At 69.5% G+C, this 23349-nt stretch carries 23 protein-coding genes; 7 read left to right on the plus strand and 16 right to left on the minus strand.

Features of this window, described 5'->3' with window-relative positions; translation table 11 throughout:
- Positions 1-2: 2 nt before the first annotated feature.
- The 4 genes from K883_RS00780 to K883_RS00795 form a co-directional block, all read right to left on the minus strand.
- Positions 3-1754: an SDR family oxidoreductase gene (locus K883_RS00780; RefSeq protein ID WP_020823166.1), complete on the minus strand. Its 1752-nt coding sequence runs from the start codon at positions 1752-1754 to the stop codon at positions 3-5.
- A gap of 3 nt (positions 1755-1757) precedes the next feature.
- Positions 1758-2666 carry a metal-dependent hydrolase gene (locus K883_RS00785; protein ID WP_020823167.1) on the minus strand — a complete coding sequence of 303 codons (909 nt, stop codon included), beginning with the start codon at positions 2664-2666 and terminating at the stop codon, positions 1758-1760.
- Between the two features lie 101 nt (positions 2667-2767).
- Positions 2768-4225, minus strand: coding sequence for a flavin-containing monooxygenase (locus K883_RS00790; protein WP_020823168.1), 1458 nt, complete (start codon positions 4223-4225; stop codon positions 2768-2770).
- Positions 4226-4247: 22 nt separating this feature from the next.
- Positions 4248-4709: an SRPBCC family protein gene (locus K883_RS00795; protein WP_020823169.1), complete on the minus strand. Its 462-nt coding sequence runs from the start codon at positions 4707-4709 to the stop codon at positions 4248-4250.
- A gap of 98 nt (positions 4710-4807) precedes the next feature.
- Between K883_RS00795 and ald the strand changes: the two genes are divergently transcribed.
- On the plus strand, positions 4808-5923 hold the full coding sequence (gene ald, locus K883_RS00800; protein WP_020823170.1) for an alanine dehydrogenase: 1116 nt from the start codon (positions 4808-4810) through the stop codon (positions 5921-5923).
- 28 nt (positions 5924-5951) lie between these two features.
- Here the strand turns inward: ald and K883_RS00805 are convergent, their stop codons facing one another.
- The 4 genes from K883_RS00805 to rpsO form a co-directional block, all read right to left on the minus strand.
- Positions 5952-6977 (minus strand): nitronate monooxygenase, encoded by a 1026-nt coding sequence (locus K883_RS00805; RefSeq protein WP_036453359.1) that lies wholly within the window; start codon positions 6975-6977, stop codon positions 5952-5954.
- Between the two features lie 60 nt (positions 6978-7037).
- The gene (locus tag K883_RS00810; protein WP_036455234.1) at positions 7038-8399 is read right to left on the minus strand and encodes a M16 family metallopeptidase; all 1362 of its coding nucleotides are present in this window, start codon (positions 8397-8399) and stop codon (positions 7038-7040) included.
- Complete coding sequence (locus tag K883_RS00815; RefSeq protein ID WP_179945038.1) at positions 8386-10656, minus strand: polyribonucleotide nucleotidyltransferase; 2271 nt, start codon at positions 10654-10656, stop codon at positions 8386-8388. Before K883_RS00815 ends, K883_RS00810 begins: the two co-directional genes overlap by 14 nt.
- A 389-nt stretch (positions 10657-11045) precedes the next feature.
- Positions 11046-11315, minus strand: a complete 270-nt coding sequence (rpsO, locus tag K883_RS00820; RefSeq protein ID WP_003878661.1) for a 30S ribosomal protein S15 — start codon at positions 11313-11315, stop codon at positions 11046-11048.
- A gap of 169 nt (positions 11316-11484) precedes the next feature.
- On the opposite strand from rpsO, the gene K883_RS00825 reads away from it, so the two are divergent.
- On the plus strand, positions 11485-11826 hold the full coding sequence (locus tag K883_RS00825) for an ArsR/SmtB family transcription factor (protein WP_036453363.1): 342 nt from the start codon (positions 11485-11487) through the stop codon (positions 11824-11826).
- A gap of 3 nt (positions 11827-11829) precedes the next feature.
- Complete coding sequence (locus K883_RS00830; protein WP_014385417.1) at positions 11830-12315, plus strand: SRPBCC family protein; 486 nt, start codon at positions 11830-11832, stop codon at positions 12313-12315.
- Positions 12316-12328: 13 nt separating this feature from the next.
- Here the strand turns inward: K883_RS00830 and K883_RS00835 are convergent, their stop codons facing one another.
- Complete coding sequence (locus tag K883_RS00835; RefSeq protein WP_036453365.1) at positions 12329-13306, minus strand: bifunctional riboflavin kinase/FAD synthetase; 978 nt, start codon at positions 13304-13306, stop codon at positions 12329-12331.
- Positions 13307-13419: 113 nt separating this feature from the next.
- Between K883_RS00835 and mntR the strand changes: the two genes are divergently transcribed.
- Positions 13420-14112, plus strand: a complete 693-nt coding sequence (gene mntR / locus K883_RS00840) for a manganese-binding transcriptional regulator MntR (protein ID WP_009955351.1) — start codon at positions 13420-13422, stop codon at positions 14110-14112.
- Position 14113: 1 nt separating this feature from the next.
- On the opposite strand, the gene K883_RS00845 is transcribed toward mntR, so the two are convergent.
- The 5 genes from K883_RS00845 to K883_RS00865 form a co-directional block, all read right to left on the minus strand.
- On the minus strand, positions 14114-15358 hold the full coding sequence (locus tag K883_RS00845; protein WP_014385419.1) for an acyl-CoA dehydrogenase family protein: 1245 nt from the start codon (positions 15356-15358) through the stop codon (positions 14114-14116).
- Between the two features lie 7 nt (positions 15359-15365).
- The gene (locus K883_RS00850) at positions 15366-16568 is read right to left on the minus strand and encodes a lipid-transfer protein (RefSeq protein WP_036453367.1); all 1203 of its coding nucleotides are present in this window, start codon (positions 16566-16568) and stop codon (positions 15366-15368) included.
- Between the two features lie 72 nt (positions 16569-16640).
- Complete coding sequence (truB, locus tag K883_RS00855; RefSeq protein ID WP_036453369.1) at positions 16641-17531, minus strand: tRNA pseudouridine(55) synthase TruB; 891 nt, start codon at positions 17529-17531, stop codon at positions 16641-16643.
- Entirely contained in the window at positions 17528-18211 is a 684-nt protein-coding gene (locus tag K883_RS00860) for a 4'-phosphopantetheinyl transferase PptT (RefSeq protein WP_036453372.1), read from the minus strand. Before K883_RS00860 ends, truB begins: the two co-directional genes overlap by 4 nt.
- The gene (locus tag K883_RS00865; protein ID WP_036453373.1) at positions 18208-19185 is read right to left on the minus strand and encodes a metallophosphoesterase family protein; all 978 of its coding nucleotides are present in this window, start codon (positions 19183-19185) and stop codon (positions 18208-18210) included. Before K883_RS00865 ends, K883_RS00860 begins: the two co-directional genes overlap by 4 nt.
- 147 nt (positions 19186-19332) lie before the next feature.
- On the opposite strand from K883_RS00865, the gene K883_RS00870 reads away from it, so the two are divergent.
- A complete protein-coding gene (locus tag K883_RS00870) occupies positions 19333-19923 on the plus strand; it encodes a hypothetical protein (protein WP_036453376.1) in 591 nt (196 codons plus the stop codon).
- Position 19924: 1 nt separating this feature from the next.
- Positions 19925-21646, plus strand: coding sequence for a CocE/NonD family hydrolase (locus tag K883_RS00875; RefSeq protein ID WP_036453378.1), 1722 nt, complete (start codon positions 19925-19927; stop codon positions 21644-21646).
- Here the strand turns inward: K883_RS00875 and K883_RS00880 are convergent.
- Entirely contained in the window at positions 21605-22147 is a 543-nt protein-coding gene (locus K883_RS00880; protein WP_165606215.1) for a DUF1802 family protein, read from the minus strand. The two genes, K883_RS00875 and K883_RS00880, sit on opposite strands and share 42 nt — an antisense overlap.
- A gap of 14 nt (positions 22148-22161) precedes the next feature.
- Positions 22162-22431, minus strand: coding sequence for a DUF2277 domain-containing protein (locus tag K883_RS00885; protein ID WP_008258698.1), 270 nt, complete (start codon positions 22429-22431; stop codon positions 22162-22164).
- Positions 22432-22556: 125 nt separating this feature from the next.
- Between K883_RS00885 and K883_RS00890 the strand changes: the two genes are divergently transcribed.
- Positions 22557-23306, plus strand: a complete 750-nt coding sequence (locus tag K883_RS00890; RefSeq protein WP_014942587.1) for an enoyl-CoA hydratase — start codon at positions 22557-22559, stop codon at positions 23304-23306.
- Positions 23307-23349: the final 43 nt, after the last annotated feature.

Consider the following 23349-nt stretch of genomic DNA (forward strand, 5'->3'; position numbering starts at 1 on the left):
CCCTACGTCTGCCGAATGTCCAACCGCGCGAACAGCCGAACCGCCCCCGGGCTGATGCGTCGCATCGCGTAGCCGATCCTGGATTCGGCGGCGATCGGCAGCACCGCCGGTCCGGTCTTGATGGCCTTCACGATCGCCTTGGCGGTCGCCTCGGGGGTGAAGTTGCGCCGCCGGTAGGCGGCGTCGGCCTTGCCCCGCGCCCGCTCCTGCTGCTCGGCGCTCATCCCGGCGTAGATGGTGCTCTTGGCGATGTTGGTGTTGACGAACCCCGGGCACACCGCGGTGACGCTGATGCCCTCGTCGGCGAAGTCGGCGCGCAGCGATTCGCTGAGCGCCAGCACCGCCGCCTTGGTGGTGCTGTAGGCGACCATCGACTTCGACGGCAGGAAGGCCGCGGCCGAGGCCACGTTGATGATCGTTCCGCCCTCGCCGCGCTCGACCATCTGCGCACCGAACGCGCGGCTGCCGGAGATGACGCCGCCGACGTTGACCCCCATGATGTTTTCCCAATTCGCCGAGCTGGTCTCCAGGAAGCGGCCCGCCATCCCGATGCCGGCGTTGTTCACCAGGATGTCGACCACCCCGTGCTCGTTCCGCACCTGTGTGGCAAGGTCATTCATCGCGGCCTCGTCGCTGACGTCGACCTGGTAGACCGCGGCCTCGGCGCACGCGGCGCGGACCGCGTCGGCGGTCTCGTCGGCGGCGGCCCGATCGCGGTCGGCCAGCACGATCTTGCGGGCGCCGCGCCGGGCCAGCTCCACCGCGGTGGCCCTGCCGATCCCGGCACCCGCGCCGGTGACCAGGGCGAGCTTGCCGCGCACCTCGTCCCGTTCGCCGCGCGACTCGGCCGCGGGCGGCGCACCGGCGACGGTCCGGTCGACCCACTCGGCGGTCAGCCGGGCGACGACGTCGGGGCGCGAGGTCACCACCCAGTGCCCGCCCTCGATCGCGATCACCCTGGCGCCCTGAGGAATTGCGCCGGTGAAGCGCTGCAGCGCGGGGGTGACGAAGACGTCCCGCCGCGGAACCAACGTCTGGACCGCGACGGAGGTCTCGGGGAGTTGCGGGCCCGGCGCCAGCATGGGCGCGGGCATGTTCTGCCGGTACAGGTTGAGCCCGTTGACATAGTCGGTGACCGACCGCCTGGTGTCGTGGCGCTGGCTGCGGGTGCTCGAGCGGCCGATGCGCTCAAGGGCCTCAATGACTTTCACGCCGACGTGCGAGCGAAACGACAGCTCGGGTACCCCGGGGCACAGGAAGAAGCCGATGTAGCCCGACGAGATCAGCTGCCTGGCGACCTGGGCCACGGCCCGTGGCGTGCGCGCGGAGCGCAGAAACGCCCCCGCGTACTGCAGGTGCGGGCCCGAGATCGACGTGAACGAGGCCACCTTGGGCATCACCGAGTCGTCGGTGACCGCCGCCCAGGCCTGAATCGAGCCCCAGTCGTGGCCCAGCAGGTGGACCCGCTCGACGCCCAGGCTGTCGATGACCGCCTCGATGTCGGAGACGAGCTGCGCGAACAAGTACCCGGAACGCTTTGCGGGAGACGATGATTCACCGGCCCCGCGCACGTCGTAGGCGACGAAGTTGTAGGGTCGGCCGGCCAGCTCGCCGGCGACGCCGTCCCACACGTGGCGGTTGTCCGGAAAGCCGTGGATCCCCAGGATGGTCGGGCGCGCCGGGTCGATGTCGGTGTAGCGGTGCACGGCCAGCGTGACGCCGTCGCTGGCGGTGATGCTCGACGTGGTGCCCATCGGTCAGTGCGAGGCCCGCGCGGCCGGTGAGACGGCCAGGTAGTCCACGGCCAGTCCCAGCCCGCCGAGCTGCGAGGGGTGGAAGCCCGGGCGGTAGTAGTTCCCGATCGCACGCACGAATCGCAGTGGCCCGGGCACCAATCCGCGGCGCGCCGCGGCGAAGTAGTCCCGCCAGCGCGGCTTGGTGCCCGGCGGAAGGTGGGGATCCAGCGAGTACAGGAACCGCACGCCGCGAATCCACAACAGCAGCATCGCGGGCGACACCACCAGCTGGGCGCGGACCTGCCGCCAGTAGCCGGCCCGCAGATGCTTCATGGTGTCGAAGGCCACCGCCTTGTGTTCGACTTCCTCGGCGCCGTGCCAGCGCAGCATGTCCAGCATCACCGGATCGGTGCCGATCGCGTCGTGGGCCGGCGAATTCAGGATCCACTCGCCCAGGATGGCGGTGTAGTGCTCGATGGCGGAGACCACGGACACCTGCTCGAGCAGCCAGCTGTGCTGGCGGCGCTCGCTCCAGTGGGGCCGCGGTCCGAGCAGCATGTCGAACAGCCACTTGATCTGGCCGGTATACGGGGTCAGGTCGATGCCCCGCGCGGCGAAGTGGGCGAGCACGCCGGCGTGCGCCTGGGAGTGCACCGCCTCCTGCCCGATGAATCCCTGGACGTCGAGCCGCAGCTGATCGTCTTTGATCAGCGGCAGGGTTTTCTTGAACACGTCGACGAAGAACTCCTCGCCCGCGGGCAGCAGCAGGTGCAGCACGTTGAGGACGTGGGTGGAGAACGGCTCGCCGGGCACGTAATGGAACGGCAGTGCCGCCCAATCGAAGTGCACGTCGCGCGCCTCGAGTACCAGCCGTTCGTGGTCGAGCGACGCGTCGTGCGGACCCGCCGCCTGGTCATCAACGGTCAGCATTATTGCCCCCTACCTCGGAGTTTCCGACGCCGCGCGCTGCCAGTATAGTTGCGCAACCAAGTATGCGGAACCGGCGGTACCGGGTTTTGTCCGGCCGGTGTCTAGGGCGCGACCGGGCGCAGGTCGTAGGATCCCGGATCGGTGTTGGCCAGCATGGCGCGGTGCGCGGCCGGGGTGAACGGCCACACCTCGGGCACGCCGTCCTTGTTGAGATACCAGCTGTCACAGCCGGTGGTCCACACGGTGTTCGGCATCGCGGCCCGCAGCCGGGCGTTGAAGCTGTCGGTCGCCGAGCGTGTCGGCTCGACGGTGTCGAATTCCCCTCGGCGCCAACGCTGGATCCACCCCAGGATGTGATCGGCCTGCGATTCGGCGACGGTCGTGAGCGCCAGGTTGCCGACCGGGCTGTGCGGCCCCAGCATCATGAAGAAGTTGGGGAAACCCGGCATCGCGACGGTCTGATAGGCCCGCGGCCCGTCGCGCCACACGTCGTCGGCGGCGATGCCGTCGCGGCCGATCAGCCGCATCGGCCTGAAGAACGCGTGGGTGTCGAAGCCGGTGGCGAGCACGATGATGTCGACGTCGTGCAGGACGCCGTCGTCGGTCACGATGCCGCGCCGCTCCACGTGGTCGATGCCGGCGGTGACCAGGTCGACGTCGTCGCGCTGCATCGCGCGGTAGAAGCCGCCCGACATCACCAGCCGTTTGCACATCGGCGTGTAGTCGGGGGTCAGCGCCCGGCGCAGTTCGGGGTCACGGACCTCGCGGAGGCTGGCGCGGCACAGCGCCCCCATGATCTTTCGGCGCACGCCGGGCTTGGTCAGCCCCACCGCGAAGAGGTCGAACACCAAGCTGTAGCCCCGGTACGCCATCCGGTCCAGCCACGGAAACCGGTCGCGGGTGATGCCGGCCAACCGGGTGTAGCGGGGGTTGGGCAGCTTGAGCACCCACTGCGCCGTGCGCTGGAACAGCACGACCCTGCCCGCCGCGCCGGCCAGGCCGCAGACGAGTTGCACGCCCGTGGACCCGTTACCGACGATCGCGATCCGCCGGCCGGCCAGCTCGACGGAATGGTCCCAGCGCGCCGAGTGAAAGACGTGGCCGCCGAAGTCGTCCAGGCCGGCGATCGACGGCATCCGGGGATGGTGCAACACGCCGGTGGCCGTGATCAAAAAGTCCGCCGCGCACTGTTCTCCGGCGGCGGTGCGCAGGGACCAGCGCCCGTTCTCGAAACGGGCGTCGGTGATTTCGGTGCCGAACCGGATGCGGTCCCGCAGGCCGAACCGGTCCGCGATTTTCCGGAAGTAGTCCTGGATTTCACCGCCCGGCGAGAACATGTGCGACCAGTGCGGGTTGGTGGCGAACGTGTACTGGTAGACCCGGGACGGTATGTCGCAGGTCAGGCCCGGGTAGGTGTTGTCGCGCCAGGTGCCGCCCACCTCGTCAGCCTTCTCGAAGATCGTCACATCGGTAATGCCGCTGCGCAGCAACGCAATTGCGACGCACAGCCCGGACATGCCCGCTCCGACGACCGCTACGGCGGGATCGCGTCGCGTCATCGGAACTCCCGCGGCTCTTCGGCTACTCGGTTTCGGCGCGCTGCTTGAGGCGCTGCAGGGTGAGCCGGATGTGCTCGGTGTTGGCGGCCACCCGATCGCTGACGCCGGTGGCCTTGCCGGCGACCTTGCGGAACCACCCGGGCCGGCGGTCCCAGGTGCTCTCGGTGACCTCGCATCCGCCGTCCGCCGCGACGATGTCGTACTGCCAGCGGGCGACGGGAAGAATGGTGTAGCGCACGTCGAAGGCGAAGCGGCGGCCCGGTTCGGCGTCGGTGACGGTGCATCTGGTGCTCCAGCGCCGGCCGCGGTTCTCGTTGTGGCCCGCGAAAACCGCGCCCGGGGTGACCGCGTCACCCTTGCGCCACTGCATCGCCACCGCCTCCTCGGCCAGCGAAGCCAGGGTGGGCAGGTGGGTGATGAGCCGGTACACCACGTCGGGGCGGGCGTCGATCTGCACGGTGGCCGAAACGCACGGGGCGGTCATCCGCCGATCATAGCCAGCGGGCGATGCGATGCACATCGATTGCGGGCCCTGTGAAGTTTCTTCACAATCGACAGTGACTGCGCGAACGAGGGGCGATCATGCGAGTCGGCGTACCGACCGAGACCAAGACGAACGAGTTTCGCGTGGCCATCACCCCCGCCGGTGTCGCCGAGTTGGTCCGCCGCGGACACGACGTGCTCGTCCAGACCGGCGCCGGCGAGGGATCGTCGATCGCCGACTCCGAGTTCAAGGCGGCGGGCGCGCAACTCGCCGATACGGCCGAACAGGTTTGGGGCGACGCCGACCTGTTGCTCAAGGTCAAAGAACCCGTGCCGGCCGAGTATGAGCTGTTGCGGCGCAACCAGATTCTGTTCACCTACCTGCATCTGGCCGCCTCGCGCGCGTGCACAGAGGCCTTGCTGGCGTCCGGAACGACGTCGATCGCGTATGAGACGGTCCAAACCGCCGACGGCACACTGCCGTTGCTGGCGCCGATGAGCGAGGTGGCCGGCCGGCTGTCCGCTCAGGTGGGGGCGTATCACCTGATGCGCACCCACGGCGGGCGCGGCGTGCTGATGGGCGGCGTGCCCGGCGTCAAGCCGGCCGACGTCGTCGTGATCGGGGCGGGCACCGCGGGCTACAACGCGGCCCGCGTCGCGAACGGCATGGGGGCGATGGTGTCGGTGCTCGACGTCAACATCAACAAGCTGCGGTTGCTCGACGCCGAGTTCGGCGGGCAGGTCCGCACCCGGTACTCGTCGGCCTACGACTTGGAGGGCACCGTCAAGCGCGCCGACCTGGTCATCGGCGCCGTGCTGCGCCCCGGCGCCAAGGCCCCCAGCCTGGTCTCGAATTCCCTTGTCGCGCAGATGAAGCCGGGCGCGGTGCTGGTCGACATCTCGATCGACCAGGGTGGCTGCTTCGAGGACTCGCGGCCGACCACGCACGACGACCCGACCTTCGCCGTGCACGACACGCTGTTCTACTGCGTGGCCAACATGCCCAGCGCGGTGCCCAAGACGTCGACGGTGGCGCTGACGAACGCGACCATGCCGTATGTGCTCGCGCTCGCCGAGCGCGGCTGGCGGGCGGCGTGCCGGTCGGATCATGCTCTGGCCAAAGGCCTTTCGACGCACGACGGCGCGCTGCTGTCCGGGCAGGTGGCCGCCGATCTCGGGCTGCCGTGCACCGACGCCGCCGGCGTGCTGGGCTAATCGGCCAATCGGCTAATCGGCTAATCGGCTAATCGGTGGCCACGAGTCCCGCGATGATGTCGGCCGCGGGGCCGGCGCTGGCGTGCTTGAAGGCCGCCCCGGCCCACAGCGGTATCCCGTTCGGGTCCTCGAGGGCGGCGGCGGCCTCCCGGATGGGCGATGTCATCTGGTTGACCTCGGGGTAGCCCAGCGGCGCCACGTGGTCGAGCATGCGGGTGAAGTCGTTTTCCAGCCCGCGCGCGTAGCGGCCCGAGAAGGCCCGTGTCACAACGGTGGTCGCGAACAGCGGGTTCTTCAGGGCGGTGCGGTGGGCGGGGTTGGTGCCGGCCTCGTCGGCGAGCAGAAGCGCGGTGCCGACCTGTGCGGCCACCGCTCCCCGGCGCAGGGCGGCGCCGATCTCGTCGGCGGTGCCCAGCCCGCCGGCGGCGATGATCGGGATGTCATGGGTGTTGCGGATGCGGTCGATGAGCTGGTGCAGCGACTCGTTGGCGGGTTCCATGTCGGGCGCGAACGTGCCGCGGTGCCCGCCCGCGGCGGGGCCCTGGACCACCAGGCTGTCGGCGCCGGCGGCGACGGCCACCCCGGCCTCGTACGCCGACGTCACCGTGACCATCACCAGCAGGCCCAGCGCGCCGAGGCGCCGGATCACGTCGGGCGGCGGGACGCCGAACGTGAACGACACCAGCTCGGGCCGGACGTCGGCGACCACCTCGAGCTTCTGCTCCCACCCGTCGTCGTCGCCGTAATGCGGGTGACCGACCTCCACCTGGTAGTGATCGGCGATCTCTTCGAGTTCGGCCGCGTAGTAGTCCAGGGCCACCCAGTCGGCCACACTGGGCTGGGGCACAAACAGATTCACGCCCAGCGGGCCGGTGGTGGCCTTGCGCGCGGCGGCGATGTCGTCGGCGAACCGCTCGGCGGTGAGATACCCGCCGGGGACGAAACCGAGCCCACCGGCGTTGGACACCGCCGCGGCCAACGCGGGAGTCCCGGGGCCGCCGGCCATCGGGGCACCCACGATGGGCACCGCGATGTCCCAAAAGCCCAGTACCATTCGGCTAGTCCGCCGACGGCGAGCGCCGAGGGGGCGCGGGTGAGGAGGCGGACATTCGAGCTAGCCTACCATCGCCCGAAGTTGTTGGGGCAGTGACCGTTTGGCGGCATAGGGGCCAAGAACCGCGGCGCCGTAGCGCTGCCCGAGCAGCCGGCGGGCGACGGCGTTGACCTCATCGACGGTCACCTGGTCGATCTGCCGCAGGGTGTGCTCGATGCTGCGGTGCTTGCCGTAGTTGAGCTCGCTGCGGCCCAGGCGGCTCATCCTCGAGCCCGAGTCCTCCAGGCCGAGCACCAGGCCGCCGCGCAGCGAGCCCTTGGCGATCCGGCACTCCGCCTCGGTGATGCCGTCGCGCGCCACGGCGTCGAGGACCGCACCGGTCACCTCCATGACCTCGGCGAAACGTTCGGGCTGGCAGGCCGCGTACACGGACAGCGCGCCGCTGTCGGCGAAGATGTCGACCGTCGAGTACACCGAGTAGGCCAGCCCGCGCAGCTCCCGGACCTCTTGGAACAGCCGAGAACTCAGGCCCCCGCCCAGGGCGGTGTTGAGCACCGACAGCGCCCACCGGTGCTGCCAGCCGCGGCCGGGCGTGCGCACCCCCAGCGACACGTGGGTCTGCTCGGCGTCCCGGTGGCCCAGCGCCAGCCCGGGGCGGCCGTTGACCCGCCCGGCGCCCTTGCGCGGCGCGATGGGTGCGCGCCCGCGGACCAGGTGCGGGCCGAAGTGCTCGCGCACCAGCGCGACCACCTCGTCGTGGTCGACGTTGCCGGCCACCGCCACCACCATGCGTTCGGGCGTGTAGCGCCGGACGTGAAACGAGTGCAGCTGGCTACGCGTCATCGACGTCACCGACCGCGCGGTGCCGATGACGGGGCGGCCCACCGGGTGGTCACCGAACAGCGCGCCCAAGAACATGTCGCCGAGCGCGTCCTCGGGGTCGTCGTCGCGCATCGCGATCTCCTCGAGCACCACGTCGCGTTCCAGTTCGACGTCCGCGGCGGCGCAGCGGCCGTTGAGCACCACGTCGGCGACCAGGTCGACGGCCAGCGCCAGGTCGCTGTCGAGCACGTGCGCGTAGTAGCAGGTGTGCTCCTTGGCGGTGAACGCGTTCAGCTCTCCCCCGACGGCATCCATCGCCTGGGCGATGTCCACCGCGGTGCGGCTGGGGGTCGACTTGAACAGCAGGTGCTCGAGGAAGTGGGCCGCGCCGGCGACGGTGGCACCCTCGTCGCGCGAGCCGACCCCGACCCACACCCCGACCGAGGCGGAACGCACCGCGGGCAGGTATTCGGTGACCACCCGCAAGCCGCCCGGCAGCGTCGTGCGCCGCAGTGCGGCGTGCGGGTCCGCCGCGGCCGTGTGGTTACCCCGCCGCAGCGCGGGGTCAGCTGCTCGCTTTCCCGAATCAGCTCGCGGCATCGGCAGGGGCGGCCGCCGGGGCATCGGCGGGCGCCGAGTTGTCGTCCTCCACCAGCACCAGCGAGATCTTGCCGCGCTTGTCGATGTCGGCGATTTCGACGCGCAGCTTGTCGCCGACGTTCACCACGTCCTCGACCTTCGCGATGCGCTTGCCCTTGCCGAGCTTGGAGATGTGCACCAGGCCGTCGCGACCGGGCAGCAGCGAGACGAACGCGCCGAAATCCGTTGTCTTGACCACGGTTCCGAGGAAACGTTCGCCGACCGTCGGCAGCTGCGGGTTGGCGATGGCGTTGATCCGGTCGATCGCGGCCTGCGCCGAGGGCCCGTCGGTGGCGCCGACGAACACGGTGCCGTCGTCCTCGATGGAGATCTGCGCGCCGGTCTCCTCGGTGATGCCGTTGATGACCTTGCCCTTGGGGCCGATGACCTCACCGATCTTGTCCACCGGAACCTTGATGGTGGTGACCCGCGGGGCATAGGGGCTCATCTCGTCGGGCGCGTCGATGGCCTCGGCCATGACCTCGAGGATCGTCAGGCGCGCGTCTTTGGCCTGGCCCAGGGCGCCCGCCAGGACCTGCGACGGGATGCCGTCGAGCTTGGTGTCCAGCTGCAGCGCGGTGACGAAGTCCTTGGTGCCGGCGCACTTGAAGTCCATGTCGCCGAACGCGTCCTCGGCGCCCAGGATGTCGGTCAGCGTGACGAACCGCCGCTCGGTGCGGCCGTCGATCTCGACGTCGTCGGAGACCAGGCCCATCGCGATGCCGGCCACCGGCGCCTTCAGCGGCACACCGGCGTTCAGCAGCGACAGGGTGGACGCACAGACCGACCCCATCGACGTCGAGCCGTTGGAGCCCAGCGCCTCGGAGACCTGGCGGATGGCGTACGGGAAATCCTCGACGCCGGGCAGCACCGGGATCAGGGCCCGCTCGGCGAGCGCGCCGTGCCCGATCTCGCGCCGCTTGGGCGAACCCACCCGGCCGGTCTCGCCGGTGGAGAACGGCGGGAAGTTGTAGTGGTGCATGTAGCGCTTGGAGGTCTCGGGCCCCAGCGAGTCGATCTGCTGGGCCATCTTGACCATGTCGAGCGTGGTCACGCCCAGGATCTGGGTCTCACCGCGCTGGAACAGCGCGCTGCCGTGCGCGCGGGGCACCACGGCGACCTCGGCCGAGAGCGCGCGGATGTCGGTGATGCCGCGGCCGTCGATGCGGAAGTGATCGGTGAGGATGCGCTGGCGCACCAGCTTCTTGGTCAGCGAGCGGAACGCGGCGCTGACCTCTTTCTCGCGGCCCTCGTAGGTCCCAGAGTCCCCAGTGAGCCGCGCGAGCACCTCGGCTTTCAGCTCGTCGGTGCGCGCGTCGCGCTCGGCCTTGCCGCCGATGGTCAGCGCCTTGGCCAGCTCGTCGGTGGCCACCGAGGCGACCGAGTAGTAGACGTCTTCGGCGTAGTCCGGGAACGTCGGGAACTCGCCGACCGGCTTGGCGGCCGCCCCGGCCAGCTCCTCCTGCGCGGTGCACAGGGTGGCGATGAACGGCTTGGCGGCCTCGAGCCCTTCGGCCACAATGGTTTCCGTCGGCGCCTGGGCGCCGCCCTCGACGAGCTCGATGACGTTCTCGGTGGCCTCGGCCTCGACCATCATGATCGCTATGTCTTTTTCGGCGGCGCCGCCGCCGACTATGCGGCCGGCCACCACCATGTCGAACACCGCCCGCTCGAGCTGCTCGACGGTCGGGAACGCCACCCACTGGCCGTCGATGAGCGCGACCCGCACGCCCCCGATCGGACCCGAGAACGGCAGCCCGCTCAGCTGGGTGGAGGCCGACGCGGCGTTGATCGCCAGCACGTCGTACAGGTCGTTGGGGTCCAGGCTCATGACCGTGACCACGACCTGGATCTCGTTGCGCAGCCCGCTGACGAACGACGGGCGCAGCGGGCGGTCGATGAGCCGGCAGGTCAGGATCGCGTCGGTGGAGGGACGGCCCTCGCGACGGAAGAACGAGCCGGGGATGCGACCGGCGGCGTACATCCGCTCCTCGACGTCGACGGTCAGCGGGAAGAAGTCGAAGTGCTCCTTGGGGCTCTTGCTGGCGGTGGTCGCCGACAACAGCATGTTTTCGTCATCCAGGTACGCGACCACGGCGCCGGCGGCCTGCTGGGCCAGCCGACCGGTCTCGAAACGGATGGTGCGGGTGCCGAAGCTCCCGTTGTCGATGGTGGCGGTCGCCTCGAACACGCCCTCTTCAATTTCAGCGACAGACATGGACGTCCGTACGGCCTCTCTTATTCGGCTGTTTCGCGTCGTCACGCGCAACCTGGAGAGGGTCCGCAGCACCCGTCGGGGCCTGCGAGTCACCCTGGGAGCTATCCCGAAGAGCCAGTCTGAATGCGGCTACGGCCATCGATCGAAGCGGCCGAGAAGCCCCAGATCCGGAGAGCCCGGCAGCCACTACCGAAGACCGCCCGATGCAGACTGGGCTGCTCCCTCGAAGGTGCGTAGTGACACGCTGGAACGGCGCACGCGGATCTGCGTGACCGCACCGTTTTGCTCGGGCCGAACCGGCCCAGAACGTCCTTACTCTACACGGGCGGGCCCGCCCCGCCAGCATCGCGCGGGATCGGGCGGGCGTCATAGCCCCCGCGACGGCGGCGTCAGCGGCGCAGGCCGAGGCGCTCGACCAGCGAGCGGTAGCGCTCCACGTCGATCTGGGCGACGTATTTGAGCAGCCGGCGACGGCGCCCGACCAGCAGCAACAGGCCGCGCCGCGAGTGGTGGTCGTGCTTGTGCACCTTGAGGTGCTCGGTCAGGTCGGCGATCCGCTTGGTCAGCAGCGCGACCTGCGCCTCCGGGGAACCGGTGTCGGTGTCATGCAGGCCGTAGGTGCCCAGGATTTCTTTTTTCTGCTCGGCTGTCAGCGCCACGAACTATCTCCATCAATCGGTGCCGCGAAAATTTCGGTCGTGGCCGCCGCGGACTGCAGCACACTCCGTATCGGGGGGCGAGTCTATCAGCGGCCGCGATGTTCGCCGAAATCGCAGGCCAGCGCCGCACACTTGACAACATACAACCATTTGGTTGTATGTTTGCCGGGTGGATGTGGACGAAGAGGACCGGGTGGACGCCCTGTTCCACGCGCTCGCCGACCGAACCCGGCGCGACATCATGCGACGGACGCTGGCCGGGGAACACTCGGTTTCCACGCTCGCCCGCAAGTACGACATGAGCTTCGCCGCGGTGCAGAAGCACGTCGTCGTGCTCGAGAAGGCCGGCCTGGTCACCAAACGACGCAGCGGTCGCGAGCAGCTGGCCAGCGGTGACGTGACGGCCGTGCGGTCGGTGGCCTCGATGCTCGCCGAGTTGGAACTCCTCTGGCGCGACCGGATCGCACGCATCGACGAACTCATCTCATCCGACTCAACCAAGGAGGACTGAACCATGCCCGTAACCGGCGTCGAGCACGATCCCGACAACCTGACGCTGACCATCACCGCGGACTTCGCCGCGCCGGTGCACCGGATCTGGCAGGTCTACGCCGACCCGCGTCAACTGGAGAAGGTGTGGGGGCCGCCGTCCCATCCGGCGACCGTCGTCGACCACAGCCTGACGCCCGGAGGTCGCACGACGTATTTCATGACCGGTCCGGACGGCGAGAAATACGCCGGATATTGGGAGATCACGGCCGTCGACGAGCCGACGAGCTTCTCGTTCCTCGACGGCTTCGCCGACCTGGACTTCAACCCGAACCCCGGACTGCCGGTCTCGAGGAACGTCTACACCTTCACCGAGCACGACGGCGGCACTCGCGCGACCTACGTGAGCGCCTTCGAGTCCGCCGAGGCGCTGCAACAGGTGCTGGACATGGGGGTGGTCGAGGGCTCGTCGTCGGCCATCAACCAGATCGACGACCTGGTCGCTTCCTGAAAACCGCGGTGGATCAGTCCTGCGTCGACAGGATGGTGCGGGCCCGTTCGGTGTCCTCGCCCATCGCGACGATGAGTTCCTCCACGGAGCCGAACTTGTGCTGCCCACGGATGCGGCCGACGAAATCCAGCGCCACGTGCTGCCCGTACAGGTCGGCGTCGGTGTCCAGGACGAACGCCTCGACGGTGCGGGTGCGCCCGGAGAAGGTCGGGTTGGTGCCGACGGACACCGCGGCCTGGTAACGCTCACCCGGGATGACGGTGCCGGTCACCGGGCCGTGGCCGAGGACGGTGAACCACGCGGCGTACACGCCGTCGGCCGGGATGGCCGAATACATCGGCGGCGCCACGTTCGCGGTCGGGAAGCCCAGTTCGGCACCGCGCCCGTGACCCCGCACCACCACGCCCTCGACCCGGTGCGGGCGACCCAGGGCCTCGGTGGCCGCCACCACGTCGCCGGCGTCCACGCAGGACCGGATGTAGGTGGACGAGAACGTGACGGTCTCGTTGCTGTGGTGCTCGGAGAGCAGCGACATCGACTCCACGGCGAACCCGAATCGATCGCCGGCGCGCCGCAGGGTCTCGACGTTGCCGGTCGCCTTCTTGCCGAAGGTGAAGTTCTCCCCCACGACGACCTCGACCACGTGCAGGTTCTCCACCAGCAGCTCGTGCACGTAGCGGTCCGGCGTGAGTTTCATGAAGTCGGTGGTGAACGGCATCACCAAGAAGACGTCGATGCCCAGCTCCTCGACCAGCTCGGCGCGCCGCGTCAGCGTCGTCAACTGGGCCGGATGGCTGCCGGGATAGACCACTTCCATCGGGTGCGGGTCGAACGTCATCAACACCGTCGGCACGCTGCGCGCCCGCCCCGCTTTCACCGCATGCGCGATCAGCTCCGCGTGCCCGCGATGCACACCATCGAACACACCGATGGTGAGCACACACCTGCCCCAGTCCGTGGGAATCTCGTCTTGGCCGCGCCACCGCTGCACGACCGCAAGCCTACGGCGCCGAGTGCCCGGCCGGGAGATCCAGAGGGCCCGACACCCGCCAGGGTGGCGGGGAACACGCCGGATTTGGATGGGGTTGCCTAAACTTTGTCGTTGTGAGTGCTGACGAAGAGCGTGGCGGTCTCACCGCGGTCGGCCAGGACTACCTCAAGGCGATCTGGAATGCCCAGGAGTGGTCCCCCGACAAGGTCAGCACGAAGATGCTGGCCGAGAAGATCGGGGTGTCGGCCAGCACGGCCTCGGAGTCGATCCGCAAACTCGCCGAGCAGGGCCTCGTCGACCACGAGAAGTACGGCGCGGTGACGCTGACCGAGGCCGGACGGCGCGCGGCGCTCGAGATGGTGCGCCGGCACCGGCTGCTGGAGACCTTCCTGGTCAACGAGCTGGGCTACGCGTGGGACGAGGTGCACGACGAGGCCGAGGTGCTCGAGCACGCGGTGTCGGATCGTCTGGTTTCCCGCATCGACGCCAAGCTGGGATTCCCGCAGCGCGATCCGCACGGCGACCCCATCCCCGCCACCGACGGGCAGGTGCCCACCCCGCCGGCGCGCCAGCTGTGGGCGTGCGGCGACGGCGACGCCGGGACGGTGGCCCGCATCTCCGACGCCGACCCCGAGATGCTGCGCTACTTCACCGACGTGGGCATCAACCTCGACTCCCGGCTGCGGGTGCTGACCCGCCGCGAGTTCGCGGGCATGATCTCGGTGGCGATCGAATCCGGCGACGGCGACGAGACGACCGTCGACCTGGGCAGCCCGGCCGCGCGGGCGATCTGGGTGACCGCGTAGCTCAGTCGGCCAGCAATCCCTTGGCGATGTGGGTGATCTGCACCTCGTTGCTGCCGGCGTAGATCATCAGCGACTTGGCGTCGCGGGCCAGCTGCTCCACGCGGTACTCGGCCATATATCCGTTGCCGCCGAACAGTTGCACGGCCTCCATGGCCACCTCGGTCGCCGCCTCCGACGAGTACAGCTTGATCGCCGACGCCTCGGCCAGCGTCAGCGGCTTACCGGCCTGTTGGCGCTCGATGGTGTGAAAGACCATGTTCTGCACGTTCATTCGCGCGATCTCCATCTTGGCCAGCTTGAGCTGGATCAGCTGGAACTGCCCGATGTTCTTGCCCCACAGCGTGCGGCTCTTCGCGTAGTCGACGCACAGCCGGTGGCATTCGTCGATGATGCCCAGGGCCATCATGGCGATCCCGATCCGCTCGGCGGCGAAGTTGGCGCGGGCGCTGTCGCGGCCGTCGCCGTCGGTGTGCTGTTCGCTCTCGCCGAGCAGCCGGTCCGGGCTCAGCCGCACGTTGTCGAAGAACAGCTCGCCGGTCGGCGAGGACATCATGCCCATCTTCTTGAACGGCTTGCCCTGCGTCAGGCCCGGCATGCCGGCGTCGAGCACGAACACCAGCACCGGGCGGTTGCGCTTGTCCACCTTCGTCGGGTCGGCGTCGCCCTCGTCGAGTTTGGCGTACACGACCAGGACGTCGGCGCAGGGCCCGTTGGTGATGAACGTCTTCTGCCCGTTGAGGATGTAATCGGCACCGTCGCGTTTGACGTAGGTCTTCATGCCGCCGAACGCATCCGAGCCCGAGTCCGGCTCGGTGATGGCCCATGCCGCAATCTTTTCCAGCGTCATCAGCTCGGGCAGCCAGCGTTCCTTCTGCGCCAGCGTGCCGCGGCTCATGATGGTCGCCGCACCCAGGCCGAGGCTCACCGACGCGGTGCTCAGCAACCCGATGCTGACCCGGGCGATCTCGGAGACCAGCACCGCGATCATCGATCCCTGGGCTCCGCCGCCGAAACCGCTTGCCTCGCCGTCGCTTTGACGCTCTCCCGAGCGCTCCCGGTCCAGCATCTTCTTGACCGATTCGGCGGCCATGGCGTCGAGGCCGAACTGGCTGAACAGCTTGCGCGCGATCGGATAGGGCGACATCGCGCCGGTTTCCAATTCGTCGAGATGCGGGCGGATCTCCTTGTCGACGAACTGCCGAACGGCGTCGCGGACCATCAGGTCGGTGTCGGACCACTCGATCATGGCGCCCTTAGCGTTCGGCGCGCTGGTAGGCGGTGACGACGGCGGCGCCGCCCAGTCCGATGTTGTGTTGCAGTGCGGCGCTGACGCCCTCGACCTGACGCGCCTCGGCCGTCCCGCGCAGCTGCCACGTCAGTTCCGCGCACTGCGCCAGCCCGGTCGCGCCCAGCGGGTGCCCCTTGGAGATCAGGCCACCGGAGGGGTTGACCACCCAGCGGCCGCCGTAGGTGGTGTCGTTGTTGTCGATCAGCTTGGGCGCCTCACCCGGCCCGCACAGGCCCAGCGCCTCGTAGAGCAGCAGCTCGTTGGCCGAGAAGCAGTCGTGCAGTTCGATCACCTGGAAGTCCTGCGGACCCAGCCCGGACTGGTCGTAGACCTGTTGTGCGGCTTGCACATTCATGTCGTAGCCGATGAGGTTCTTGGCGCTCCCGTCGAACGTCGACGCGAAGTCGGTGGTCATGGCCTGACCGACGATCTCCACCGCCTGGCCCGCCAGCCCGTGGCTGTCGACGAAGCTCTCCGAGGCCAGGATGGCCGCGCCCGAACCGTCGGAGGTCGGCGAGCACTGCAGCTTGGTCAGCGGGTCGGAGATCATCCGCGCCGCCAGGATGTCCTCGAGCGTGTAGGACTCCTGGAACTGGGCGAACGGGTTGTTCACCGAGTGCTTGTGATTCTTGTAGCCGATCTTGGCGAAATGCTCTGCGGTGGAACCGTATTGCTTCATGTGCTCGCGGCCGGCGGCGCCGAACATCCACGGCGCGACGGGCATCGCGAACTCGTCGATCGCGGCCATCGCCTTGACGTGCTTGCCCATCGGCGATTCGCGGTCCTGAGCTCCTCCGCCCAGCGAACCGGGCTGCATCTTCTCGAAACCCAGCGCGATCGCGCAGTCGACGATGCCGCCGCGGATCGCCTGCGCGGCCAGGAAGAGCGCGGTGGACCCGGTGGAGCAGTTGTTGTTGACGTTGACCACCGGGATCCCCGTCATGCCGAGCTCGTAGAGCGCGCGCTGCCCGGACGTCGAATCCCCGGCGACGTAGCCGACGTAGCCCTGCTGCACCTCGTGGTAGGCGATGCCGGCGTCGGCCAGCGCGTTGGTCCCCGACTCGCGCACCATGTCCGGGTAGTCCCAGCCCTCGCGGCGACCCGGCTTCTCGAATTTCGTCATGCCGACGCCGATGACGTAAACCTTGTTGGACTGCTTGGTAGACATCGTTGTCCTTTCCCTCGCCCCGTAGGCATTCCAGTGTGCAACGGACCCCAACCAACCGTTCGGCCGGGGCGGCTAAAGCGTCGCCGGGCGGACCACCACCACCGACTTGGTCCGCGCCCCCTCGTCCCGCAACAGCGCCATCACCCGGCCGTCGGGGTCACATGCGGCGTAGACGCCGTCGATCCCGGCCGCCGGCAGGGACCGGCCGTTGGCGGCGGCGTCGGCCTCCCCGGCGGACAACTCCCGGCGCGGGAAGATCAGCAGGCAGGCCTCGTCGAGGCTGTAGCTCAGCCGCGGCCGCTCGGCGAGCTCGTCGAGCGAATACGCCTGGTCCAGCCCGAAGCGGCCGGCCCGGGTGCGGCGCAACGCCGTCAGGTGCCCGCCCACCCCCAGCGCGGCACCCAGATCGCGGGCCAGCGCACGGATGTAGGTCCCCGACGAGCACTCGACCTCGACGTCGACGTCGAGCACGTCCAGGCCGTGCGGTCCCGGGCGGACGTCGCGCACGTCGAACCGGTCGATGCGCACCGGGCGGGCCTCGAGCTCGACGGCGTGGCCCTCGCGGGCCAGGCGGTAGGCGCGCTTGCCGCCCACCTTGATGGCGCTGACCGTCGAGGGCACCTGCGCGATGTCACCCCGCAGCCCCTCGACGGCGGTCCCGATCGCCTCGGCGGTCAGGTGCCCCGCCGGGACACTGTGCACCAGCTCGCCCTCGGCGTCGTCGGTCGACGTGCTCTGGCCCAGGCGGATGGTGGCCGCGTACGACTTCGACGAAGCCGACAGCAGGCCGAGGATCTTGGTGGCGCGCTCGACGCCGATCACCAGCACCCCGGTGGCCATCGGGTCCAGGGTCCCCGCATGCCCCACCCGCCGGGTGGAGAAGATCCGGCGGCAGCGGCCCACCACGTCGTGGCTGGTCATCCCCGGCGGCTTGTCGACGACGACGATGCCCGGACCGCTCACAGGACGATGGCGGTCAGCACCAGCCCGCGCTCGACCGACCAGCGGCCCGCCAGCTCCGTCAGCGGCGGACCGGACAGCGCCGCCGGATCGATCAGGATCCGCGAGACGAACCGGCCCGTCGCCGCGCCGGGGCCGTCGGACTCGAACGTGATGTGGGCGTCCTCGAAACCCAGCCACCGCTTGGTCAGCGGAAACCACGCCTTGTACGTCGCCTCCTTGGCGCAGAACAGGATTCGGTCCCAATGCAGATCCCCCGACAGGTGGGCGGGGATCTCGGTGCGTTCGGCCGGCAGGCTGATCGCGTTGAGCACGCCGTCGGGCAACACGTCGTGCGGTTCGGCGTCAATGCCCACCGAGCGCAGCGCGCCGGTGCGGCCCACCACCGCGCCGCGGTACCCCGTGCAGTGGGTGAGGCTGCCGACCACGCCGTCGGGCCAGGAGGGTTCTCCCTTCTCGCCCTTGAGGATCGGCACCGGCGGCAGGCCGAGCTCGCCCAGCGCGATGCGGGCGCAGTGCCGGACGGTGATGAACTCGTTGCGCCGCTTGGCCACCGATCTCGCGATCAACGGCTCCTCTTCGGGCAGCGGGGCGAGATCGGGCGGATCGGAATACACCTCCGAGTAGGCCAGGCCGTCGGTGGCCGGCAACACGGAGGACACCAGCGTGTGCTCCCCCGTCATCGTGATTGCCGCTGCCGCAACCGTTCCCGGAACTGCGTGGCCTGCTGTCGCATCTCGGGGGTGATCTCGAAGTGGCCGCCGAAGTCGTTGAGGTCACCGGGCGCGTACTGGGGATCCGGCAGCACCTGGCGCAGCCAGCTGGGCGGCTTGCGGCGCCGCCACTCCCGCGGATAGCCCACCGACACCTCCTCGAAGCGCACGTCGTCATACCAGGTGGTGCGCGGGATGTGCAGGTGACCGTAGACCGAGCAGACAGCGTTGTAGCGGGTGTGCCAGTCGGCGGTCTTGGTGGTTCCGCACCACAGCGAGAACTCCGGGTAGAACAGCGCGTCGCAGGGATCGCGGACCAACGGGAAGTGGTTCACCAGAACGGTCGGCGTCATCCAGTCCAGCTCTTCGAGGCGGGCACGGGTGATCTCCAGACGCTCGCGGCACCACGCCTCGCGGGTGGGGTACGGCTCCGGGGAGAGCAGGAACTCGTCGGTGGCCACCACGTTGCGGTCCCGCGCGATGGTCAGCCCCTCGGCTTTGCTCGTGGCCCCGTCGGGCAAGAAGCTGTAGTCGTAGAGCAGGAACATCGGCACGATCGTGGCCGGACCGCCGCGCTCGGTCCAGACCGGGAACGGATGCTCCGGGGTGATCACACCCATCTCGTCGCACATGTTGACCAGGTAGTCGTAGCGCGCCTTGCCGAAGACCTGCACGGGGTCGCGGGTGGTGGTCCACAGTTCGTGGTTGCCGGGCACCCAGATCACCTTGGCGAACCGCCGTCGTAGCAGGTCAAGGGCCCAGCGAATCTCGTCGGTGCGCTCGGCGACGTCGCCGGCGACGATCAGCCAGTCGTCCGGCGACGACGGATGCAGCGATTCGGTGACCGGCTTGTTGCCGAGGTGACCGGTGTGCAGGTCGGACACCGCCCACAGCGTCGGTTGCCCACCGTTGGTCGAGTCCTGCCCCGATCTATGCCCAGCCACGAATAACCACCCTAACGACCCGGGCCGGGCGATCTGTTTTCGCGCCCGGTCGGCGGGTGAACTAGAACAAGTTCACCTTTGCCTGTGACCTCGAGCGCGCGACTTGTACACTCCCCCGAAAGGACCGCTGCGGCGTCAGGGGGTGTCGTGTTCGCCAATGTTCGTCTGATGGGGGCGCTCGGTGCGCTGCTCACAGCGGCCATCGGGGGCACGGTGGGCGTGTTGTCCGGCTCCCCTTCCCTACCGGGCGGCGGCGACCGCCCCGTCGAGCTGCGGTCGACCGCCCAGCCGATGGAAACCACGATGAAGAGCCCGATCGTGGCGACCACCGATCCGCGCCCGTTCGACGCGTGCGAGGACATCCCGTTCGACGTCGTCCAGCGCCTCGGGCTGGGATTCACGCCGCCCGAGCACGAGGACGGGCTGCGCTGCCACTTCGACGCCGGCAACTATCAGGTGGCCGTCGAGCCGATCATCTGGCGCACCTACGAGGCCTCGCTGCCCGCCGACGCCGTCGAGGCGACGATCGCGGGCCACCGCGCCGCGCAGTACTGGGTGCTCAAGCCGACCTATCACAACAGCTACTGGTTCTACTCCTGCATGGTCGTGTTCAAGACCAGCTACGGGGTGCTGCAGCAGGCGCTGTACTACTCGACCGTCTACTCCGAGCCCGAGGTCGATTGCATGCAGACCAACCTGCAGCGCGCCAACGACCTCGCTCCGTATTACAAGTTCTAGGGTGAGCATCACCTCGATCCGCCCCGCGCAGCCGACACTGCACACCCTGAATCACTTGGGCGGCAAGGCCCTTGGCCGGTTGCTGGGTCTGCCGCCGGCGACCACCGACTACACCGTGGAGCGCGTGCGCGTGCCGATGCGCGACGGGGTCGCCTTGGTGGCCGACCATTACACGCCCGCCACCCCCGTCGGCACCCTGCTGATCCGCAGCCCCTACGGACGCGGATTCCCGTTCACCCTGATATTCGGTGCACTGTACGCGGCGCGCGGCTACCACGTGGTGCTGCAGAGCGTGCGCGGAACGTTCGGGTCCGGCGGAGTTTTCGAGCCGATGGCCGACGAGATCGCCGACGGCGCGGACACCGTCGCATGGCTGCGTGAGCAGCCGTGGTTCACCGGCCGCTTCGCCACCATCGGCATGTCGTACCTGGGATTCACGCAGTGGGCCCTGTTGCAGGATCCCCCGCCGGAACTGGCGACCGCGGTGATCGCGGTGGGACCGCACGACTTCAACGAATCGACTTGGGGCACAGGGTCGTTCGCGGTCAACGACTTCCTGGGCTGGAGCGACATGGTGGCGCACCAGGAGGACCCGGTGCGGGCCCGCGCCGCGCTGCGCCAGTTGCAGACCCGCCGCAAGGTGCCGCGGGCCGCGGCCGCGACGCCACTGGGCGACGCCGCCCGGGCCCTGCTCGGCACGGGCGCACCCTGGTTCGAATCGTGGGCCGAACACAGCGATCCCGGCGATCCCTTCTGGAATGCGTTGCGCTGCAACGAGGCGCTGGACCGGGTTCAGGTGCCCGTGCTGCTCATCGGCGGCTGGCAGGACCTCTTCATCGGGCAGACGCTGCGGCAGTACGCGCATCTGCACGGCCGGGGAGTCGATGTCGCGCTCACCGTCGGCCCGTGGACGCACACCCAGCTGCTCACCACCGGGCTCGCCACCTGCGCCCGGGAGACGCTGGATTGGCTGGGCACCCACCTTGGCGGGGCCCCCGCCCGCCGGCCCGCCCCGGTCCGGGTCTATGTCACCGGCGTGGGTCGGGGCCAAGGGTGGCGCAGCCTGCCCGCGTGGCCGCCCGTCACCACCGAGCGTGCGCTGTACCTGCGGCCCGGTGGCTACCTGGGTGAGACCGCCCCGACGCTGAAAGGTCTGTCCCCGGCCACATTTCGCTACGACCCGGCCGATCCGACACCGACCATCGGCGGCCCGATGCTGTCCGCCAACGGCGGTTACCGCGACGACGGCCGGCTCGCGTCGCGCGCCGACGTGCTGGCGTTCACCAGCGCCACCCTCACCCAGGACCTGTACGCCTACGGAACCCCGGTCGTCGAGCTCGCGCACGGCGCCGACAATCCGCACGTCGACCTGTTCGTGCGGGTGAGCGAGGTCGATCCGAAGGGCCGGTCGCGCAACGTGAGCGAGGCCTACCGCCGGTTGGCCACCGCGGCGAAGACGAAGTCGGAGAAGGTCGTTCGCCTCGAGCTCGACGGCATCGCCCACCGGTTCCGCGCCGGGTCACGCATCCGGGTGCTGATCGCCGGCAGTTGGTCCCCGCGCTACGCGCACAACCTCGGCGGCGACGAACCGGTGCTGACCGCGCGGCGCGCCACGCCGGTCACCCACAGCGTGCGCTACGGACGCTCCCGGCTGGTGTTGCCCGTCGGCCCAGCGGAGTTGTCAGCCGACGGCGTCGCGGACGCGGGCGGCGACGGCGTCTAGCGCGGGATCGTCGTGCACCGGCGCCGTTAACGGTGCGTGCACCGGCAGCTCCACCCAGCTCTTGCAGCCGGCGTATTCGGGCGTCCGGGCGATGCGCGCCGGTTCGGCCAACGGGCTCACCGACACCACCAGCACGGCCAGCTTGTGCTTGGGGCGAAAATCGAGCCGGTCGGCGCGCACCGACTCGGGCGTCCAGATGTGCAGGTCCTCGATGGCCGCCAGGCCGTCGGGCCGCTCCACGGCCACCGCCGCAACGACTTTCGCGGCCGCGCGGATCACCAGCTCGTCGTCGGTGCTGTCGGCGGCGGCGGGCTCGAGCAGGTCTCGATGTTCGGTGCGCACCCGCTCGGCGTGGCTGTGCGCGACCGTCGGGAACAACAGGAATTCGCGGGCGGCAAGGTCGAACCGCTTCTCCCCGATGCCCCCCTTGCGCAGCAGGACCCGTTGGCGGCCGTCGAGCAGGGCGTGGACCGCGGCGCTCCACTCTTTGAGCGCGGGCATCGTGGCGGTCACCGTCACGTCGCACCCGCCAGCCGGGCCACCACCTCGGGCCGGCGCAACGGCGGCACCGTCTTGGGCGGCTGACGCCGCGGGGCCAGCCGCCCGAGCAGCCGGGTCGTCGTCTCGGTGACCTCGGCGACCGCCTGCTCGAACGCCTCGGCGTTGACGGCCGACGGGTGCGTGATGCCGCTGACCTTGCGCACGTACTGGCGGGCCGCCGCGGCGATTTCCTCCGCGGTGGCCGCCGGCTGAAGACCCCGCAGTTCGGTGATGTTCCGGCACATGGTCCCCACGATAAGCGCTACGCCCGGTGCCCTCTACCCGCGCGAGCAGACACAAAAGCACCTCCTGAGCGGCGTGTCGTGGGGTCTTTGCGTCTGCTCGCGGAGCCATCTCTACGGTTGCATTCATGACCGACGAGATCCTGCTGATCGACACCGAGGAACGGGTCCGCACCCTGACCCTGAACCGACCCCAATCGCGCAACGCGCTGTCCTCGGCGTTGCGGGACCGCTTCTTCGGCGCGCTGGCCGACGCCGAAACCGACGACGACGTCGACGTCGTCATCGTCACCGGCGCCGACCCGGTGTTCTGCGCGGGACTCGATCTCAAGGAGCTCGGTGGCTCGTCGGCGCTGCCGGACATCTCGCCGCGGTGGCCGGCGATGACCAAGCCGGTGATCGGCGCCATCAACGGCGCCGCGGTGACCGGCGGGCTGGAGCTGGCGCTGTACTGCGACATCCTGATCGCCTCGGAGAACGCCCGCTTCGCCGACACGCACGCCCGGGTGGGCCTGCTGCCCACCTGGGGGCTGAGCGTGCGGTTACCGCAGAAGGTGGGCATCGGCCTGGCCCGGCGGATGAGCATGACCGGCGACTACCTGTCCGCCGCCGACGCGCTGCGCGCCGGCCTGGTGACCGAGGTGGTGCCCCACGAGCGGCTGCTGGGTGCCGCGCGCCAGGTCGCCGCGTCGATCGTGGGGAACAACCAGGACGCGGTGCGGGCGCTGCTGGCGTCGTATCACCGCATCGACGACGCGCAGACCGGCGCGGGACTCTGGCAGGAGGCGATGGCGGCCCGGCAATTCCGGACCAGCGGCGACGACATCGCCGCCAACCGCGAGGCCGTGCTGCAACGCGGCCGGGCCCAGGTCCGCTGACCGGGCGGTCCGGTCGGGCCGATTTCCGGCCACCCAATACGAT

Source organism: Mycobacterium sp. TKK-01-0059 (genome assembly GCF_000709305.1).
Classification (GTDB): Bacteria; Actinomycetota; Actinomycetes; order Mycobacteriales; family Mycobacteriaceae; genus Mycobacterium; species Mycobacterium intracellulare.

Excerpts from the sequence above, each read along its gene's own strand:
- K883_RS00830 (WP_014385417.1), top strand. The coding sequence starts at position 11,830 with ATGCCCGTAACCGGCGTCGAGCACGATCCCGACAACCTGACGCTGACC.
- K883_RS00860 (WP_036453372.1), bottom strand. The coding sequence starts at position 18,211 with ATGACGGGGGAGCACACGCTGGTGTCCTCCGTGTTGCCGGCCACCGAC.
- K883_RS00880 (WP_165606215.1), bottom strand. The coding sequence starts at position 22,147 with ATGCCCGCGCTCAAAGAGTGGAGCGCCGCGGTCCACGCCCTGCTCGAC.
- K883_RS00850 (WP_036453367.1), bottom strand. The coding sequence starts at position 16,568 with ATGTCTACCAAGCAGTCCAACAAGGTTTACGTCATCGGCGTCGGCATG.
- K883_RS00780 (WP_020823166.1), bottom strand. The coding sequence starts at position 1,754 with ATGGGCACCACGTCGAGCATCACCGCCAGCGACGGCGTCACGCTGGCC.
- K883_RS00885 (WP_008258698.1), bottom strand. The coding sequence starts at position 22,431 with ATGTGCCGGAACATCACCGAACTGCGGGGTCTTCAGCCGGCGGCCACC.
- ald (WP_020823170.1), top strand. The coding sequence starts at position 4,808 with ATGCGAGTCGGCGTACCGACCGAGACCAAGACGAACGAGTTTCGCGTG.
- K883_RS00890 (WP_014942587.1), top strand. The coding sequence starts at position 22,557 with ATGACCGACGAGATCCTGCTGATCGACACCGAGGAACGGGTCCGCACC.
- K883_RS00815 (WP_179945038.1), bottom strand. The coding sequence starts at position 10,656 with ATGTCTGTCGCTGAAATTGAAGAGGGCGTGTTCGAGGCGACCGCCACC.
- K883_RS00845 (WP_014385419.1), bottom strand. The coding sequence starts at position 15,358 with ATGATCGAGTGGTCCGACACCGACCTGATGGTCCGCGACGCCGTTCGG.
- K883_RS00790 (WP_020823168.1), bottom strand. The coding sequence starts at position 4,225 with ATGACGCGACGCGATCCCGCCGTAGCGGTCGTCGGAGCGGGCATGTCC.
- K883_RS00795 (WP_020823169.1), bottom strand. The coding sequence starts at position 4,709 with ATGACCGCCCCGTGCGTTTCGGCCACCGTGCAGATCGACGCCCGCCCC.
- K883_RS00785 (WP_020823167.1), bottom strand. The coding sequence starts at position 2,666 with ATGCTGACCGTTGATGACCAGGCGGCGGGTCCGCACGACGCGTCGCTC.
- K883_RS00810 (WP_036455234.1), bottom strand. The coding sequence starts at position 8,399 with ATGCCGCGAGCTGATTCGGGAAAGCGAGCAGCTGACCCCGCGCTGCGG.
- K883_RS00805 (WP_036453359.1), bottom strand. The coding sequence starts at position 6,977 with ATGGTACTGGGCTTTTGGGACATCGCGGTGCCCATCGTGGGTGCCCCG.